Below are 16,248 nucleotides of genomic sequence, written 5' to 3'. Positions count from 1 at the left end.
CTAGACATAAGCCCCGCCGCGGCTGGCGCAAGCGTTTGCCGGCCGAAGGCCAAGGGCGGCGAAGCGGTCTCGGCTAGGATCAGATCAGGAGGAAGACGCCATGGCGATCAAGCGGACCAAGACGCCCTGGATGAAAGCCGAGGATTTCGGCCGTTCGCTGCCGCGCGGCATCGGCGTCAATCTGCTGGTATCGGACATGGCGGCGATGGAAGCCTTCTGCCGCGACGTGCTTGGCGCCCGCATCGTCTATGCTGACGAGGATTTCGCCGCGATCGAGCTTCTGGGGTCGGTGTTCATGCTGCATGCCGACCATTCCTATCTCGACAATCCGATGACGGGCGCCGAGACGCGCGGCGCCGGCATCGAACTGCGCCTTTATGGCGCCGATCCCGACGCGGTCGAGGCGGCGGCGCTGGACCATGGCCACATCGTGCTGGCCGGCGCGATCGACAAACCGCATGGTCTGCGCGAGTGCTATATCGTTGGACCGGACGGATATGTGTTCGTGCCGAGCGCGCCGCTCGCCGGATGAGTGCGGTAAATTTGCAACAATTCGTTCCGCAAACCCTATTTTAACCATATCGGGTTGAAATTTCGCCACCTTCTCCATCTTGGTGGAGGTGAGATTGCGCGGACGGCGTCCCCCCAGCCGAATCCGACGGAGGTTGTAATGAATTTTTCGAAAGGCGGCCTGGTGGCCGTATCCCTGGCGGCACTCGTTGCGAGCGGCTGCTCAACCTCACGCTTCTCGTCGATGGACGACCAGCAACCAGCACCGTTGCAGCCGGCGCCTGCCGGCCAGGTGAGCTCGAATCAGCTGCCGCCGCCGGCCTCGCCCGGCACCACCGACCCGTCGCAATTCCCGACCGCGCCGGCGAACACGCAGGTTGCCTCGCTGCCGCCGGATGGTGCGGCGCCGGCAGGCGCCGCGGATCTCAACGCGGCAAGCGTCGCCGGTGTCTGGAACGTCAGCGTCTCCGGCCAGAGCTGCAAGGTGGCGACGCCGCAGACCAAGTTCGGCGCCGGCTTCCGCGCCGGACCGCTGCATTGCCCGGCGCCGATCGATGGCATCAAGTCGTGGAACGTCGCCGGCAAGCAGCTGACGCTTTATGACGAGAACGGCGGCTCGCTGGCGCGGCTCTATTCGTCGGGCGGCTCGAAATTCGACGGCCAGACTTCCAACGGGCAGCCGATCTCGCTTACAAGATAGGCTAGGGTATGCTGATATTCAGGTGATGCCGGCCTGCGAATGGCGGCTCGGCCTGACCCGAATCCCAACATGCGCCCTCTCGCTCTCTCTTGGGCGTCCTGCTTTGAACAACGACGTGACCGATGCATCTGCGTGACGGCCTCCAGACCCATGCGACCGTCAGGCAACGCTACGATCATCTGGTGGAAACCGGCGCGATCGGACGCGATGCCGCGCAGGAAGCGATCGCCGCTGCGCTCGACCGGCTGACCGTGGAGATCTCGGCCAAGCGGCTGGCGCACAAGTCCAGTGCGCTGGGCTGGCTGTTTGCCCGCAAGCGCGAGACGCATGAGGCGGTCAAGGGCTTCTACATCCATGGCGGCGTCGGCCGCGGCAAGACCATGCTGATGGACATGTTCTTCGAGCTCTTGCCGGTCAGGCGCAAGCGCCGCGTCCATTTCAACGACTTCATGGCCGACGTTCAGGACCGCATTCAGAAGCACCGGCAGGCGCGCAAGGAGGGCACGGCCAGGGAAGACGATCCGATCCCGCCGGTGGCCAAGGCGCTCGCCGAGCAGGCCTGGGTGCTGTGCTTCGACGAGTTCTCGGTCACCGACATCGCCGACGCCATGATCCTGTCCAGACTGTTCTCGGCGCTGTTCGCCAATGGGGTCGTGCTGGTCGCTACCTCGAACGTGGCGCCGCAAAACCTTTACCGTGACGGGTTGAACCGCCAGCTTTTCCTGCCGTTCATCGCCATATTGGAACGCCACACGCAGGTGCTGTCGCTGGACAGCGATAAGGACTACCGGCTGGAAAAGCTCGCCCGCACGCCAGTCTATGTCACGCCTGCGGATGCGGCGGCCGACCAGGCGCTCGACGAGGCTTGGCAGGCGATGACGCGCGGGGCGGCGACGGCCGAGACCTCGCTGACGCTGAAGGGCCGCAAGGTCGCGGTGCCGGCGGCCGCCGGCGATGCCGCGCGTTTCGCTTTCGCCGATCTCTGCGAAAAGCCACTCGGCGCGCGCGATTATTTGGCCATCGCCGGCCGGTTTTCGACCGTCTTCATCGACCATGTGCCGGTGCTGGGTGAAGGCAAGCGCAACGAGGCAAAGCGTTTCATCCTGTTGATCGACACGCTCTACGACCATCATACGCGCCTTGTGGTGAGCGCCGAGGCGCCGCCGCACGAGCTTTATGTGGCCAAGCGCGGCGTCGAGGTGTTCGAATTCGAGCGCACGGCCTCACGACTGATCGAAATGCAGAGCCGCGACTGGCTGGAGGATTGGGCGGAGCGGTGGAAGGCGAAGGCGGCCCCAGCGGAAGCGCGGGCGCGGGCCTGAAATATCCGGAAGCCGCGTTCCTTCGCGCCAGCTTAGAAAATCTACAGCCCGTAAACATACATCACAAAGCTCTTCGCCTCGTCATGCGGTTCCTTGCGCGCTTCATAAAGCGCCCGGGCTGGCAGATTGTCCGGCTCGGTGCCGACCCAGGCCTCCTCGCAGCCATGCTCGCGGCCGAGCGCGAACATGGCGTCCAGCATTTTGCGCGCAATGCCCCGGCGCTGAAAGGCCGGCGAGACCCCGACTTCGTCGATATAAAGTTCGGTCGGCTTGTCCGGGTGGCGGTGGATGACCGCCGCGCATTGGCCGACGACAACGTCCCCGGCCAGGGCGACGATCATGAAATGGCCTGATTGCGCGAGATAGCTGGCAAGGCGATCGAGCCGCACCGGCTCGTCGAACACTTCGTCGGCAACCCGCATCACAAGGGTGTCATCGCCGGGATTGAGCCTTCTGATCTCGACCGTCATCGTGTAAATTCTCCCAAGTTGGCTTGCAAATTTTGACGTTTACGTAAGTCCCAAACACTCTAACCGATTGAAAATGCAGGGGTCTAAATAATCGTTTGAATTTATTCCGCACCGGAGCTATTGGGTGCGGCGAAATTCGCGGTCCCCGCAGCATTCCGGCCTCTTCCTCGACGCCGTGTTGGCGCGTCACAGACAAAGGGAAATCATCCTCACATGGCACGCAACAAGATAGCGCTTATCGGCTCTGGCATGATCGGCGGCACGCTCGCCCACATGATCGGCCTCAAGGATCTCGGCGACGTGATCCTGTTCGATATCGCCGAGGGTATCCCGCAAGGCAAGGGGCTCGATATAGCGCAGTCGTCGCCGGTCGATGGCTTCGATTCCCGGCTGACCGGCGTCAATGACTATGCCGGCATCGAGGGTGCGGACGTGTGCATCGTCACCGCCGGCGTGCCGCGCAAGCCGGGTATGAGCCGCGACGACCTGCTGGGCATCAATTTGAAGGTCATGGAGCAGGTCGGCGCCGGGCTGAAGAAGTACGCGCCGAAGGCGTTCGTCATCTGCATCACCAACCCGCTCGACGCCATGGTGTGGGCGCTGCAGAAGTTTTCGGGCCTGCCCAAGACTCATGTGGTGGGCATGGCCGGCGTGCTCGATAGCGCGCGTTTCCGCTATTTCCTGGCCGAGGAATTCAAGGTCTCCGTCGAGGACGTCACCGCTTTCGTGCTTGGCGGCCACGGCGATTCCATGGTGCCGATGATCCGTTATTCGACGGTGTCGGGCATTCCGCTTCCCGACCTGATCAAGATGGGCTGGACTTCGAAGGAAAAGCTCGACCAGATCGTGCAGCGCACCCGCGATGGCGGCGCCGAGATCGTCGGCCTCTTGAAGACCGGCTCGGCCTACTACGCGCCGGCGGCTTCGGCGATCCAGATGGCCGAATCCTACATAAAGGACAAGAAGCGCGTGCTGCCTTGCGCGGCGCACCTCTCGGGCCAATATGGCGTCAAGGGCACCTATGTCGGCGTGCCCGTGGTCATCGGCGCCGGCGGTGTCGAGCGCGTCATCGAGATCGACCTCAACAAGGCCGAGCAGAAGATGTTCGAGGCTTCGGTGGCGACCGTGCAGGGCCTGACCGAGGCCTGTGTCAAGATCGCGCCGCAGCTCGCCTCGAAGTAACCCGCCAAAACATCACCCCCGGCAAACGACCTGGAGATAGTTCCCGATGAACATCCATGAATATCAAGGCAAGGCGCTGCTGAAGAGCTTTGGCGCGCCGGTGGCCGAAGGCGTGCCGGTGTTCAAGGCAAGCGAGGCGGAAGCCGCGGCACAAGCGCTGCCAGGCCCGCTCTACGTGGTGAAGAGCCAGATCCATGCCGGCGGCCGCGGCAAGGGCAAATTCAAGGAGCTCGGCCCCGACGCCAAGGGCGGCGTGCGGCTGGCGAAGTCGGTCGCCGAGGTGGTGGCCAACGCCAACGAGATGCTCGGCCACACACTGGTCACCAAGCAGACCGGCCCGGCCGGCAAGCAGGTCAATCGCCTCTATATCGAGGACGGTGCCGACATCGAGCGCGAGCTCTATCTCTCGATCCTGGTCGACCGCTCGGTCGGCCGCATCGCCTTCGTCGTCTCGACCGAGGGCGGCATGGACATCGAGGCGGTCGCGCACGACACGCCGGAAAAGATCATCACCGTCGCCATCGACCCGGAGAAGGGCGTTACGGCGGACGACGTGAAGGCGCTCAATGGCGCGCTGAAGCTCGACGGCGACGCGGCCAGGGATGGCGGCACGCTGTTCCCGATCCTCTACAAGGCCTTTGTCGAGAAGGACATGAGCCTGCTCGAGGTCAACCCGCTGATCGTGATGAAGAGCGGCCGCCTGCGCGTGCTCGATGCGAAAGTGTCGTTCGACAACAACGCGCTGTTCCGCCACCCCGATCTGATGGAACTGCGCGACACCACCGAAGAGGACGAGAAGGAGATCGAGGCGTCGAAATACGATCTCGCCTATGTCGCGCTCGACGGCAATATCGGCTGCATGGTCAACGGCGCCGGCCTTGCCATGGCGACGATGGACATCATCAAGCTCTATGGCGCCGAGCCCGCCAACTTCCTCGATGTCGGCGGCGGCGCTTCGAAGGAGAAGGTGACGGCGGCGTTCAAGATCATCACCAGGGACCCGGCCGTCAAAGGCATCCTGATCAATATCTTCGGCGGCATCATGAAGTGCGACATCATCGCCGAGGGCGTGATTGCAGCGGTCAAGGAAGTCGGGTTGAAAGTGCCGCTGGTCGTGCGCCTGGAAGGCACCAATGCCGAGCTCGGCAAGAAGATCATCAACGACAGCGGTTTGAACGTCGTGTCCGCCGATGATCTTGATGACGCGGCCAAGAAGATCGTTGCGGCGGTGCAGGGCTGAGACGGTGCCTCCGCGCAAGATAAATCTGGTCGAGGCGGCGGATCAAACGATCACTGAGGTGTTCGATCCGCATATCGCCGGCGACGTCAATGATAGCCAGGCCAAGGTCGCCAAGTTCGGCGAGGCCTTCGACTGGCACGCGCATGACAATGAGGACGAAGCCTTCCTCGTGCTGCGCGGCAGGATCGCCATCGATTTCCGCGATGGTCAGGTTGAGCTCGGCGAGGGCGATTTCATCGTCGTGCCGCGCGGTGTCGAGCACCGGCCGCGCTCGCTCACCGCAGAGCCCGTGGTGCTGATGTTCGAGCCGGCGACGACGCTCAACACCGGCAATGCCAAGAGCGATCTCACCGTCACCGATCTGAAGCGGCTCTGATCCATGAACGCGGCGTCCTTCTCTTCGCTCTCGGCCGACCACCAGCGCCTGCAGGCGCTGGTCGGCGCGTGGCGCGGCGAGGAAGAGGTGGCGGAGACGCAATGGGCCGATGGCGGCACGGCGACCAGCGAAGTTTTGGCGGAAGCGGAGTTCGGCGGCCAGTTCGTGGTGCAGCGTTATCGTCAGCGTCGCGACGGCACGATTTCGTTCGGTTCGCACACCGTATTCGGCGTCGACCACCAGAACGGCGTCGTGACCATGCACCAGTTCGATTCGATGGGCTTCGTGCCGTTGTCGCCTGCCACGGGTATGTGGAACGGCAACGAACTGGTGCTGGAGCGGTCGTCGCCGCGCGGCTTTTCGCGCGTGACCTATATTTTCGACGATGCCGACACCTACCGCATGCGATTGCATTTCAAACCTGCCGGCAACGATGACTGGCAAGACATGGTGAGTGGCGTCTACCGGCGCGTCTCACCTTCCTCGATCAACGGTTTTTAGAAAAGGGCTCCGATGTCCATTCTCGTCGACAAGAACACCAAGGTGCTGGTGCAGGGCCTGACCGGCAAGACCGGCACGTTCCACACAGAGCAGGCGCTGGCCTATCACGGGACAAAGATGGTCGGCGGCATCCACCCGAAGAAGGGCGGCGAGACCTGGACCGGCGCGAAGGGCGAGAGCCTGCCGATCTTTGCCACGGTCGCCGAAGGCAAGGAAAGGACAGGCGCCAACGCCTCCGTCATCTACGTGCCGCCGGCGGGCGCGGGCGAAGCCATCATCGAGGCGATCGAGGCGGAGATCCCGCTGATCGTCTGCATCACCGAAGGCATTCCGGTGATGGACATGGTCAAGGTCAAGGCGCGGCTCGACCGCTCGACTTCGCGGCTGATCGGACCGAACTGTCCGGGTGTGCTCACCCCCGACGAATGCAAGATCGGCATCATGCCCGGAAACATCTTCCGCAAGGGTTCGGTCGGCGTTGTTTCGCGCTCGGGAACACTTACCTATGAGGCCGTGTTCCAGACCACAAATGTCGGCCTCGGCCAGACCACCGCCGTCGGTATCGGCGGCGATCCTGTCAAGGGCACCGAGTTCATCGACATGCTCGAGATGTTCCTCGCCGACGATGAGACCAAGTCGATCATCATGATCGGCGAGATCGGCGGTTCGGCCGAAGAAGACGCCGCGCAGTTCCTCAAGGACGAGGCCAAGCGCGGCCGCAGGAAACCGATGGCGGGCTTCATCGCCGGGCGCACCGCGCCGGCCGGCCGCACCATGGGTCATGCGGGCGCGGTCATCTCCGGCGGCAAGGGCGGCGCCGAAGACAAGATCGCGGCGATGGAATCGGCCGGCATCAAGGTTTCGCCCTCGCCGGCGCGGCTTGGCACGACGCTGGTCGAGGCGATCAAGGGTTAAGTGAGTAGTGAATAGTGAGTAGTGAAAAAACTGAGCGGTGAACAAATGAGAGACATCCATTTCTCTACTGACTACTGACTACTCACTCCCCAAAAAAAGGAGACGGAGCCAGGCTCCGCGGACAAAATGGCACGACAAGATCAGGCCAACGACCAATTCTCGCTTACCTCTTTCCTCTATGGCGGCAATGCCGATTACATCGACGCGCTCTACGCGGCGTATGAGGACGATCCCGCCTCGGTCAATCCCGAGTGGCAGGAGTTCTTCGCCGGACTGAAGGACGATGCCGGCGATGTGCGCAGGAACGCCAAGGGCGCCTCATGGGCCAAACCCTCCTGGCCGCTGCAGGCCAATGGCGAATTGGTGTCGGCGCTCGACGGCAATTGGGGCATCGTCGAAAAGCACCTGGAAAAGAAGGTCAAGGACAAGGCGGTCACCAACGGTGTCGTGCTGTCCGACGCCGATGTGCACCAGGCGACGCGCGATTCGGTGCGCGCCATCATGATGATCCGCGCCTTCCGCATGCGCGGCCATCTGCACGCCAATCTCGACCCGCTCGGCATTGCAAAGCTCGAAGACTATAACGAGCTGTCGCCGGAGAATTACGGCTTCACCGAAGCCGACTACGACCGGCCCATTTTCCTCGACAATGTGCTCGGGCTCGAATTCGGCAGCATCCGGCAGATGCTGGAAATCCTCAACCGCACCTATTGCTCGACGCTCGGCGTCGAGTTCATGCATATTTCCGATCCCGAGGAAAAGGCCTGGATCCAGGCGCGTATCGAGGGCGCCGACAAGGAGATTTCGTTCACCGCCACCGGCAAAAAGGCGATCCTGCAGAAGCTGGTCGAGGCGGAAGGCTTCGAGCAGTTCATCGACGTCAAGTACAAGGGCACCAAGCGCTTCGGTCTCGACGGCAGTGAATCGTTGATCCCGGCGCTGGAGCAGATTGTCAAGCGCGGCGGCCAGTTAGGCTTAAAGGAAATCGTGCTCGGCATGGCCCATCGCGGCCGCCTCAACGTGCTTTCCCAAGTGATGGCCAAGCCGCACCGCGCCATCTTCCACGAGTTCAAGGGCGGCTCCGCAGCCCCCGACGAGGTCGAAGGCTCGGGCGACGTGAAGTACCATCTCGGCGCCTCGTCGGACCGCGAGTTCGACGGCAACAAGGTGCACCTGTCGCTGACCGCCAACCCCTCGCATCTGGAGATCGTCGATCCCGTGGTGATGGGCAAGGCGCGCGCCAAGCAGGATTCCCTGTTCGGCCGTGGCCGCGAGGAAATCGTGCCACTGGAAGAGCGAGCCAAGGTGTTGCCGCTCTTGCTGCACGGCGACGCCGCCTTCGCCGGCCAGGGCGTGATCGCTGAAATCCTCGGCCTCTCGGGCCTGCGCGGCCACCGCGTCGCCGGCACGCTGCATTTCATCATCAACAACCAGATCGGCTTCACCACCAATCCGCGCTTCTCGCGCTCGTCGCCCTATCCGTCCGACGTCGCCAAGATGATCGAGGCGCCGATCTTCCACGTCAATGGCGACGACCCGGAAGCCGTGGTGCACGCCACCAAGGTGGCGATCGAGTTCCGCATGAAGTTCCACAAGCCGGTGGTCGTGGACATGTTCTGCTACCGCCGGTTCGGCCACAATGAGGGCGACGAGCCGGCCTTCACCCAGCCGCTCATGTACCGCAACATCCGCACCCATAAGACGACGGTGCAGATCTATGGCGAGCGCCTGATCGCGGAAGGCCACATCACCCAGGCCGAGCTCGACCAGCTCAAGGCCGACTGGCGCACGCATCTGGAAGCCGAATGGGAAGTCGGCCAGCATTACAAGCCCAACAAGGCCGACTGGCTCGACGGCGCCTGGTCGGGCCTGCGCACGGCCGACAATCAGGACGAGACAAGGCGCGGCAAGACCGCCGTGCCGGTCAAGACGCTGAAGGAAATCGGCAAGAAGCTGACCGAGGTGCCGAAGGATTTCGAAGCGCACAAGACGATCATCCGCTTCCTCGAGAATCGGCGCCAGGCGATCGAGTCCGGCGAAGGCATCGACTGGTCGACGGCGGAGGCGCTGGCCTTCGGCGCGATCCTGCTCGACGGCAATCCGATCCGGCTGTCGGGGCAGGATTCGGAACGCGGCACCTTCTCGCAGCGCCATTCCGTGCTTTACGATCAGCGCGACGAGACCCGCTACATCCCGCTCAACAATCTGTCGGCGGCGCAGGCCGGGTACGAAGTCATCAACTCGATGCTGTCGGAAGAAGCGGTGCTGGGCTTCGAATATGGCTACAGCCTGGCCGAGCCGAAGGCGCTGACCCTGTGGGAAGCGCAGTTCGGCGACTTCGCCAACGGCGCCCAGGTGGTGTTCGACCAGTTCATCTCGTCGGGCGAGCGCAAATGGCTCAGAATGTCGGGCCTCGTGTGCCTGTTGCCGCATGGCTATGAGGGCCAGGGCCCGGAACATTCTTCGGCCCGGCTGGAGCGCTTCCTGCAGCTTTGCGCCGAAGACAATATGCAGGTCGCCAACTGCACGACGCCGGCTAACTATTTCCACATCTTGCGCCGGCAGCTGAAGCGCGACTTCCGCAAGCCGCTGATCCTGATGACGCCGAAGTCGCTGCTGCGCCACAAGCGGGCGGTGTCGACGCTGCCGGAAATCTCGGGCGAAAGCTCGTTTCACCGGCTGTTGTGGGACGATGCCCAGCTGTTGCCCAACCAGGCGATCAAGCTGACCAAGGATTCCAAGATCCGCCGCGTCGTGCTGTGCTCGGGCAAGGTCTACTACGACCTCTATGAGGAGCGCGAGAAGCGCGGCATCAACGACATCTACCTGCTGCGCGTCGAACAGCTCTACCCGTTCCCGGCCAAGGCGCTGATCACGGAGCTGTCACGCTTCCGCAATGCGGAGATGGTGTGGTGCCAGGAGGAACCCAAGAACATGGGCGCCTGGTCATTCATCGACCCGTATCTGGAATGGGTGCTGGCACATATCGACGCCAAGCATCAGCGGGTGCGCTACACCGGCCGTCCGGCGGCCGCGTCGCCGGCGACCGGCCTGATGTCGAAGCACCTTGCCCAGCTCGCCGCGTTACTCGAAGACGCGCTCGGCGAATAAGCAGAATTGGGCGAATAGAACTGAAGCGAAAGAACGGACAGGCACAATGGCTACCGAAATCCGCGTTCCCACCCTTGGCGAATCCGTCACCGAAGCGACCGTCGGCAAATGGTTCAAGAAGGTCGGCGATGCCATTGCCGCCGACGAGCCGCTGGTCGAGCTCGAGACCGACAAGGTGACTGTGGAGGTGCCCGCCGCCGCCGCCGGCACGCTCGGCGAAATCTCTGTAAAAGAGGGTGAGACGGTCGGCGTCGGCGCCCTGCTCGGGTCGATTTCGGCCGGTGGCGCGGCTGCTCCCGCGACCAAGCCGCAAGCCGTCGCGCAGGCGTCCAGCCCCGACGCGGCATCCACCACCAAGCAGGCGGCGGCCGAGACCGCCAAGGTTGCCGGCGATGCCGGACCGGTCGAGCCGCGCACCATGCCGCCGGCGCCGGCGGCGGCAAAGCTGATCGCCGAGAACAATCTGTCGGTCGACCAGCTTTCCGGCTCGGGCAAGCGCGGTCAGGTGCTGAAGGGCGATGTGCTCGACGCCATCTCCAAGGGCGCGCCGTCGCAGCCGGCCGAAACGCCAAAAGCGGCGCCGGCCCCGGTTGCGGTCCGGGCGCCGTCGTCGGGCGACGATGCTTCGCGTGAAGAGCGCGTGCGCATGACCAAGCTGCGCCAGACCATCGCGCGCCGCCTGAAGGAAGCGCAGTCGACCGCAGCCATGCTGACCACCTTCAACGAAGTCGACATGTCGGCGGTGATGGCGCTCAGGACCAAGTACAAGGACGTTTTCGAGAAGAAGCACGGCGTGAAGCTCGGCTTCATGGGCTTCTTCACCAAGGCCGTCACCCACGCGCTGAAGGAAATCCCCTCGGTCAATGCCGAGATCGACGGCACCGACATCATCTTCAAGAACTATGCCCATATCGGTGTCGCGGTCGGCACCGAAAAGGGTCTCGTGGTTCCGGTCGTGCGCGATGCCGACCAGATGTCCATCGCCGAGATCGAGAAGGATATCGGCCGGCTGGGCATTGCCGCACGTGATGGCAAGCTGTCGGTGGCGGATATGCAGGGCGGCACCTTCACCATCTCCAATGGCGGTGTCTACGGATCGCTGATGTCGACGCCGATCCTCAACGCGCCGCAGTCGGGCATTCTCGGCATGCACAAGATCCAGGAGCGCCCGGTCGTGGTCGGCGGCCAGATCGTGATCCGACCGATGATGTACCTGGCGCTCAGCTACGATCACCGCATCGTCGACGGCAAGGAAGCCGTAACCTTCCTGGTGCGCGTCAAGGAAAGCCTGGAGGATCCCGAGCGGCTGGTGCTCGATCTCTGAGGCGGTCGGATGGCGGGTTGCGGCAGGGCTGGCCAATGATGGCCCTTTTGCCTGGGCTCGCCAGACCGGTCGTGCTGGTGGCCGGCATTCTCGCGGCTGTTGCAAATGCCCATGCCGCCTGTCCAACCGAGCTTGCCGTTTACGGCGACAGCCAGAGCGGCGCGGAGATCGACTTCACCCCAACACGCACGTCGGCCACCGTCACCAACAGGTTTCGCTTGGTCCTCGACAACAATGTCGTGCTGAACGGCATCGTCATGTGGACCCAGGACGTATCGCGGCCTAACGGCGCGCTGATGTACAAATGTCCGGAAGGCGATGTCACCGGCGAGGAGCTTGCCGCCTGCACGCTGTGGAACGGCGTCATCTACATGTCCGACGGCAACGGCACTGTCGGGCTTTTGCCGGCCGAGGGCGTCGAGGCGCCGAAGACGCTGATCCTGCCCGATCTCGGGCCGGCGTTGCGGCAATCCCGGGCCTATGGCGGCAGCGGTTTTTCGAAAGTGCCGTCGGATGTGTTCGCGATGAAGGGATGCCAGGAATGAGCGCTGCGCAAAGAGTGCTGCTGGTCACCGGCGGCAGCCGTGGCATCGGCGCCGCCATCTGCCGGCTGGGAGCCAAGGCTGGCTATCGCGTCGCGGTCAATTACGCCTCCAGCAAAGCTGCGGCAGATGCGCTGGTTGCCGAGATCAAGGCCGGCGGCGGCGAAGCTGTTGCCGTCAGGGGCGATGTCGGCAAGGAAACCGATATCGTGGCCATGTTCGGCGCTGTCGACCACGCCTTTGGCCGGCTCGACGCCTTCGTCAACAATGCCGGAATTGTCGATGTCAAGGCGCGCGTCGACGAGATGGATGTGTCGCGGCTGGAACGCATGATGCGCATCAATGTGGTGGGCTCGTTCCTGTGCGCCCGCGAGGCCGTCAAGCGCATGTCGACGCGGCATGGCGGGTCGGGCGGCGCGATCGTCAACATCTCGTCGGCGGCGGCGACGCTGGGCTCGCCGGGCGAATATGTCGACTATGCCGCCTCCAAGGGCGCCATCGACACCTTCACCATCGGGCTTGCCCGCGAGGTGGCGCTGGAGGGCATTCGCGTCAATGCGGTGCGGCCGGGCATCATCGACACCGACATCCACGCCTCCGGCGGCCAGCCGGACCGGATAGAACGGTTCCGCGATCTGCTGCCGATGAAAAGGGCAGGAACGGCGGACGAAGTCGCCGGTGCGGTCCTCTATCTTTTATCCGATGCCGCGTCCTATACGACGGGCGCGATCCTGAATGTCAGCGGCGGCCGCTGAGCCCCAAGCAAAAGGGAAACAAACATGGCTTATGACGTGGTTATCATCGGCTCGGGACCGGGCGGCTATGTCTGCGCCATCAAGGCGGCACAGCTTGGGCTGAAGGTCGCGGTGGTCGAGAAGAACGCGACCTTCGGCGGTACCTGCCTCAACATCGGCTGCATCCCGTCCAAGGCGCTGCTTCATGCCTCCGAGATGTTCGCCGAGGCCGGCCATTCCTTCGACACGCTCGGTGTCGAGATTCCGGCACCCAAGCTGAACCTGAAGAAAATGATGGCGCACAAAGACGCGACGGTGTCGTCCAACGTCAACGGCGTCGCCTTCCTGTTCAAGAAGAACAAGATCGATGCCTTCCGCGGCACCGGCAAGGTGGTCGCCGCCGGCAAGGTCTCGGTGACCGGCGAGGACGGCAAGGTCGAGGAGATCGAGACCAAGAACATCGTCATCGCCTCCGGCTCCGATGTCGCCGGCATTCCCGGCGTTAAGGTCGATTTCGACGAGAAGGTGATCGTGTCGTCGACCGGCGCGCTGTCGCTGGAGAAGGTGCCTGGCCATCTGGTGGTGGTCGGCGGCGGTGTCATCGGGCTCGAGCTCGGCTCGGTGTGGGCGCGGCTCGGCGCCAAGGTCACCGTGGTCGAGTTCCTCGACACCATTTTGGGCGGCATGGATGGCGAGGTGTCCAAACAGTTCCAGAGGCTGCTCTCCAAGCAAGGCTTCGAGTTCAAGCTCGGCGCCAAGGTCACCGGCATCGCCAAGGCCAAGAAAGGCGCGGCCGTCACCTTCGAGCCGGTCAAGGGGGGTGCCGCCGAAACCATTGAGGCCGATGCCGTGCTGATCTCGACCGGACGCCGCGCCTTTTCGGACAGTCTCGGACTGAAGGAAGCCGGCGTCGAGGTCGACGAGCGCGGCCGGGTCAAGACCGACGGGCATCTCAGGACCAATGTTCCCGGCATCTACGCCATCGGCGACGTCATCGCCGGGCCGATGCTGGCGCACAAGGCCGAGGACGAGGGCGTGGCGGTGGCCGAGACCATCTCCGGCCAGGCCGGCCATGTGAACTATGACGTCATTCCGAGCGTCGTCTACACCAGTCCGGAGATCGCGTCGGTCGGCAAGACCGAGGAAGAGCTGAAGAAGGCCGGCATCGACTACAAGGTCGGCAAATTCCCCTTCACCGCCAATGGCCGCGCGCGCGCCATGCTGCACACCGAGGGTTTCGTGAAGATCCTGGCCGACAAGCAGAGCGACCGCGTGCTCGGCGTCCATATCGTCGGCTTCGGCGCCGGCGAGATGATCCACGAGGCGGCGGTGCTGATGGAGTTCGGCGGCTCGTCGGAAGACCTGGCGCGCACCTGCCACGCGCATCCGACGATGTCGGAAGCGGTGAAGGAAGCGGCGCTGGCCACCTTCTTCAAGCCGATCCATATCTGAGGGTGCCCAACGCTTCGTCGTCCTATGGCGGAGCAAGGAGCGAAGCGACGCGGCGTGGACCCCTGGAGCTGCTCCGCAGCCCAAGGGATCCATGCCATGATTTTAGAGCGCTCCCGCGGTGCGGAATTCTGCTCCGCTGCATTCCTCGGCCGAGGTTGCGGCATGGATCCTCGGGTCAAGCCCGAGGATGACGACGCGCGGGTGGCTTGGCGCCAAGGCTCCCAACGGTCATCACCAAACAAAAACGGCCCGCCTTTCAGCGGGCCGTTCGTCTTTGATATCGGGCCGCTTACTGGGCCGGCGCAGGCGCAGGCGCTGGGGCAGGCGCTGGTGCAGGCGCGGGAGCCGGGGCTGGTGCAGGGGCGGGAGCCGGTTCGGCTGGCTTGGCCGGTTCGGCGGGCTTCATCGGTTCAGCCGGCGCGGGCGCCGGGGCCGGTGTGCTGGCCGCTGGCGGCTCGGCGGGTGCCGGGTGCTGGCCACTTCTTCCGAAAACGTAATACGCGACTATCGCCAGAATAACGACGACCAGCGCAATCAGCCAAGGGCTGCCGCCACCGCCGCTCGGCCGAGGGGCATTGGTGGACGAATTGTACGGATCGTTTGGATTTGGTGTGTTCGCCATAAACGTGTCCTCCGGGAAAATGAAAATGGTCAATCAACATCCATCAACGCGCAACCGTTGATTGGGTTTCACGCTAGCGGAGGAAAACGCCGGAAACGCGGCGTTTGCGGGCCTCCGCTGCCATCCGACTCAATTGACGGCGGTGACAGTATAGCCGGCTTTGCGGAAATCCTCGACCAGTCCCTCTGGACCGGGAAGATGCAGCGCGCCGACCGCCATGAAGGCGTTGCCCTTGGCCAGGATCGGCCCGGCATGGTCGACCATCACCTTGTTGCGGCTGGTGATCATGGTCTCCTCGAAGGCGGCATAACCCGCGGGATCGTCCTGCTCGTCGGGCATGGCGGCGCGGAACAGCGGCCAGAACATGCCGGTGTCGCCACGCTGGTAGAGCACGATCATGGTCTCGTTGATGTCGTTGACCTTGTCGCCCAGCTTCAGCGTGTCGACCAAGCCCTTCATGTGGAAGGCGAGCGGCAGCGAGGCCATGGCGCGGAGCTGGCTCTCGGCCGTTTCCAATCCTTCCACCGGCTTGCCGGCCGCCTTGGCGCTCTCCGCCAGCTTGACGTCGAGCACCGGCGCTCCGCCGGCCTGGCGGGCGAGTTCGCAGGCTGGAAGCGCCATCATGGCCGACAGCATCCATGGCTTCATCTTGGCGACCGTTGCCGGCGGGATGCCGCGCGCGTCGAGCGCGGCGTTCATGGCCGCCGCTTCGTCCGGCGACAGCAATGACGACAGCGTCGTGGAGTCGGTGAACATCATCAGGTCCGGCTCCTTCAGCATCGCCGCCATCATCTTCTGCTTGTCGAGCACGTCGGTGGTCTCGATGATGAGGGTGCCGGCGGCGTCAAAGGCCTTCTGCGCATAGGCCGGCAGCGTGGTCACGCGCGGATCGGTCATGTGCATGGTGCCGAACAGGTAGGATGGCTGTTCGCCTGATTTTTCCAGCTTCCACAGCAGGCCCTTGCCATTGAGCGTGGCCGCTGCCTCCGCCTCGATCTTGTCGTAGGTGGCAGGGCTACCCTTCTGCAAGGCCGACAGCATGTCGGCGCCGGTACAGGTCGGGACTTCCGCGTGCGCCCTGCCGGCGGCGAACAGCAGCACGGCAAGGAAGGACAGGAAAAACAGCACGTTGAGCGCGACAAGCAGTTTCAGCGAGACGGAAGCTGCACGGTCGGCGATGGCGATGACGCGTTTCATGATCCCATTCCTAGGACCGAAAAGCGGCAAAACCGTTAATCGGGACGGCA

15 protein-coding genes are annotated in these 16,248 nt (G+C 63.7%); 13 read left to right on the top strand and 2 right to left on the bottom strand.

The genetic code is table 11. The annotated features are described in order from the left end of the window. Positions 1–100: 100 nt before the first annotated feature. The 3 genes from FJ434_RS26645 to zapE all read left to right on the top strand — a co-directional run bounded on the left by FJ434_RS26645 (position 101) and on the right by zapE (position 2,532). The gene (locus FJ434_RS26645) at positions 101–532 is read left to right on the top strand and encodes a hypothetical protein (RefSeq protein WP_140752520.1); all 432 of its coding nucleotides are present in this window, start codon (positions 101–103) and stop codon (positions 530–532) included. Between the two features lie 138 nt (positions 533–670). Further along, complete coding sequence (locus FJ434_RS26640) at positions 671–1,210, top strand: protease inhibitor Inh/omp19 family protein (RefSeq protein WP_140510339.1); 540 nt, start codon at positions 671–673, stop codon at positions 1,208–1,210. A 122-nt stretch (positions 1,211–1,332) separates the two neighbouring features. Beyond that, entirely contained in the window at positions 1,333–2,532 is a 1,200-nt protein-coding gene (gene zapE, locus FJ434_RS26635; RefSeq protein ID WP_140752518.1) for a cell division protein ZapE, read from the top strand. A gap of 41 nt (positions 2,533–2,573) precedes the next feature. Here zapE and FJ434_RS26630 read toward each other — a convergent pair whose 3' ends face one another. Next, positions 2,574–3,002, bottom strand: coding sequence for a GNAT family N-acetyltransferase (locus FJ434_RS26630; RefSeq protein ID WP_140510334.1), 429 nt, complete (start codon positions 3,000–3,002; stop codon positions 2,574–2,576). Between the two features lie 213 nt (positions 3,003–3,215). Between FJ434_RS26630 and mdh the strand changes: the two genes are divergently transcribed. The 10 genes from mdh (at position 3,216) to lpdA (ending at position 14,379) form a co-directional block, all read left to right on the top strand. Continuing rightward, positions 3,216–4,184: a malate dehydrogenase gene (gene mdh, locus FJ434_RS26625; RefSeq protein ID WP_140510332.1), complete on the top strand. Its 969-nt coding sequence runs from the start codon at positions 3,216–3,218 to the stop codon at positions 4,182–4,184. Positions 4,185–4,230: 46 nt separating this feature from the next. After that, positions 4,231–5,424, top strand: coding sequence for an ADP-forming succinate--CoA ligase subunit beta (gene sucC, locus FJ434_RS26620; protein WP_140510330.1), 1,194 nt, complete (start codon positions 4,231–4,233; stop codon positions 5,422–5,424). Between the two features lie 4 nt (positions 5,425–5,428). Continuing rightward, a complete protein-coding gene (locus tag FJ434_RS26615; protein WP_140510328.1) occupies positions 5,429–5,800 on the top strand; it encodes a cupin domain-containing protein in 372 nt (123 codons plus the stop codon). A 3-nt stretch (positions 5,801–5,803) separates the two neighbouring features. Next, a complete protein-coding gene (locus FJ434_RS26610) occupies positions 5,804–6,301 on the top strand; it encodes a DUF1579 family protein (RefSeq protein ID WP_140752516.1) in 498 nt (165 codons plus the stop codon). 12 nt (positions 6,302–6,313) lie between these two features. After that, entirely contained in the window at positions 6,314–7,216 is a 903-nt protein-coding gene (gene sucD / locus FJ434_RS26605; protein WP_027145554.1) for a succinate--CoA ligase subunit alpha, read from the top strand. A gap of 126 nt (positions 7,217–7,342) precedes the next feature. Beyond that, on the top strand, positions 7,343–10,327 hold the full coding sequence (locus FJ434_RS26600) for a 2-oxoglutarate dehydrogenase E1 component (protein ID WP_140510324.1): 2,985 nt from the start codon (positions 7,343–7,345) through the stop codon (positions 10,325–10,327). Between the two features lie 46 nt (positions 10,328–10,373). Continuing rightward, positions 10,374–11,651: a 2-oxoglutarate dehydrogenase complex dihydrolipoyllysine-residue succinyltransferase gene (odhB, locus tag FJ434_RS26595; RefSeq protein ID WP_140752514.1), complete on the top strand. Its 1,278-nt coding sequence runs from the start codon at positions 10,374–10,376 to the stop codon at positions 11,649–11,651. Positions 11,652–11,686: 35 nt separating this feature from the next. Continuing rightward, complete coding sequence (locus tag FJ434_RS26590; RefSeq protein ID WP_140752512.1) at positions 11,687–12,196, top strand: hypothetical protein; 510 nt, start codon at positions 11,687–11,689, stop codon at positions 12,194–12,196. Continuing rightward, positions 12,193–12,948, top strand: coding sequence for an SDR family oxidoreductase (locus FJ434_RS26585; RefSeq protein WP_140752511.1), 756 nt, complete (start codon positions 12,193–12,195; stop codon positions 12,946–12,948). The genes FJ434_RS26590 and FJ434_RS26585 overlap by 4 nt, the downstream gene beginning before the upstream one ends. A gap of 24 nt (positions 12,949–12,972) precedes the next feature. Continuing rightward, a complete protein-coding gene (lpdA, locus tag FJ434_RS26580; protein WP_140752509.1) occupies positions 12,973–14,379 on the top strand; it encodes a dihydrolipoyl dehydrogenase in 1,407 nt (468 codons plus the stop codon). Positions 14,380–15,130: 751 nt separating this feature from the next. On the opposite strand, the gene FJ434_RS26570 is transcribed toward lpdA, so the two are convergent. Then, positions 15,131–16,198, bottom strand: coding sequence for a TraB/GumN family protein (locus FJ434_RS26570; RefSeq protein WP_140752507.1), 1,068 nt, complete (start codon positions 16,196–16,198; stop codon positions 15,131–15,133). Positions 16,199–16,248: the final 50 nt, after the last annotated feature.

The organism is Mesorhizobium sp. B2-5-13 (assembly GCF_006440535.1).
Taxonomy (GTDB): Bacteria; Pseudomonadota; Alphaproteobacteria; order Rhizobiales; family Rhizobiaceae; genus Mesorhizobium; species Mesorhizobium salmacidum.
Note: the sequence above shows the minus strand (reverse complement) of the source record. Positions and strands in the feature narration are given on the sequence as shown.

Excerpts from the sequence above, each read along its gene's own strand:
- FJ434_RS26645 (WP_140752520.1), top strand. The coding sequence starts at position 101 with ATGGCGATCAAGCGGACCAAGACGCCCTGGATGAAAGCCGAGGATTTC.
- FJ434_RS26640 (WP_140510339.1), top strand. The coding sequence starts at position 671 with ATGAATTTTTCGAAAGGCGGCCTGGTGGCCGTATCCCTGGCGGCACTC.
- zapE (WP_140752518.1), top strand. The coding sequence starts at position 1,333 with ATGCATCTGCGTGACGGCCTCCAGACCCATGCGACCGTCAGGCAACGC.
- FJ434_RS26630 (WP_140510334.1), bottom strand. The coding sequence starts at position 3,002 with ATGACGGTCGAGATCAGAAGGCTCAATCCCGGCGATGACACCCTTGTG.
- mdh (WP_140510332.1), top strand. The coding sequence starts at position 3,216 with ATGGCACGCAACAAGATAGCGCTTATCGGCTCTGGCATGATCGGCGGC.
- sucC (WP_140510330.1), top strand. The coding sequence starts at position 4,231 with ATGAACATCCATGAATATCAAGGCAAGGCGCTGCTGAAGAGCTTTGGC.
- FJ434_RS26610 (WP_140752516.1), top strand. The coding sequence starts at position 5,804 with ATGAACGCGGCGTCCTTCTCTTCGCTCTCGGCCGACCACCAGCGCCTG.
- sucD (WP_027145554.1), top strand. The coding sequence starts at position 6,314 with ATGTCCATTCTCGTCGACAAGAACACCAAGGTGCTGGTGCAGGGCCTG.
- FJ434_RS26600 (WP_140510324.1), top strand. The coding sequence starts at position 7,343 with ATGGCACGACAAGATCAGGCCAACGACCAATTCTCGCTTACCTCTTTC.
- odhB (WP_140752514.1), top strand. The coding sequence starts at position 10,374 with ATGGCTACCGAAATCCGCGTTCCCACCCTTGGCGAATCCGTCACCGAA.
- FJ434_RS26590 (WP_140752512.1), top strand. The coding sequence starts at position 11,687 with ATGATGGCCCTTTTGCCTGGGCTCGCCAGACCGGTCGTGCTGGTGGCC.
- FJ434_RS26585 (WP_140752511.1), top strand. The coding sequence starts at position 12,193 with ATGAGCGCTGCGCAAAGAGTGCTGCTGGTCACCGGCGGCAGCCGTGGC.
- lpdA (WP_140752509.1), top strand. The coding sequence starts at position 12,973 with ATGGCTTATGACGTGGTTATCATCGGCTCGGGACCGGGCGGCTATGTC.
- FJ434_RS26570 (WP_140752507.1), bottom strand. The coding sequence starts at position 16,198 with ATGAAACGCGTCATCGCCATCGCCGACCGTGCAGCTTCCGTCTCGCTG.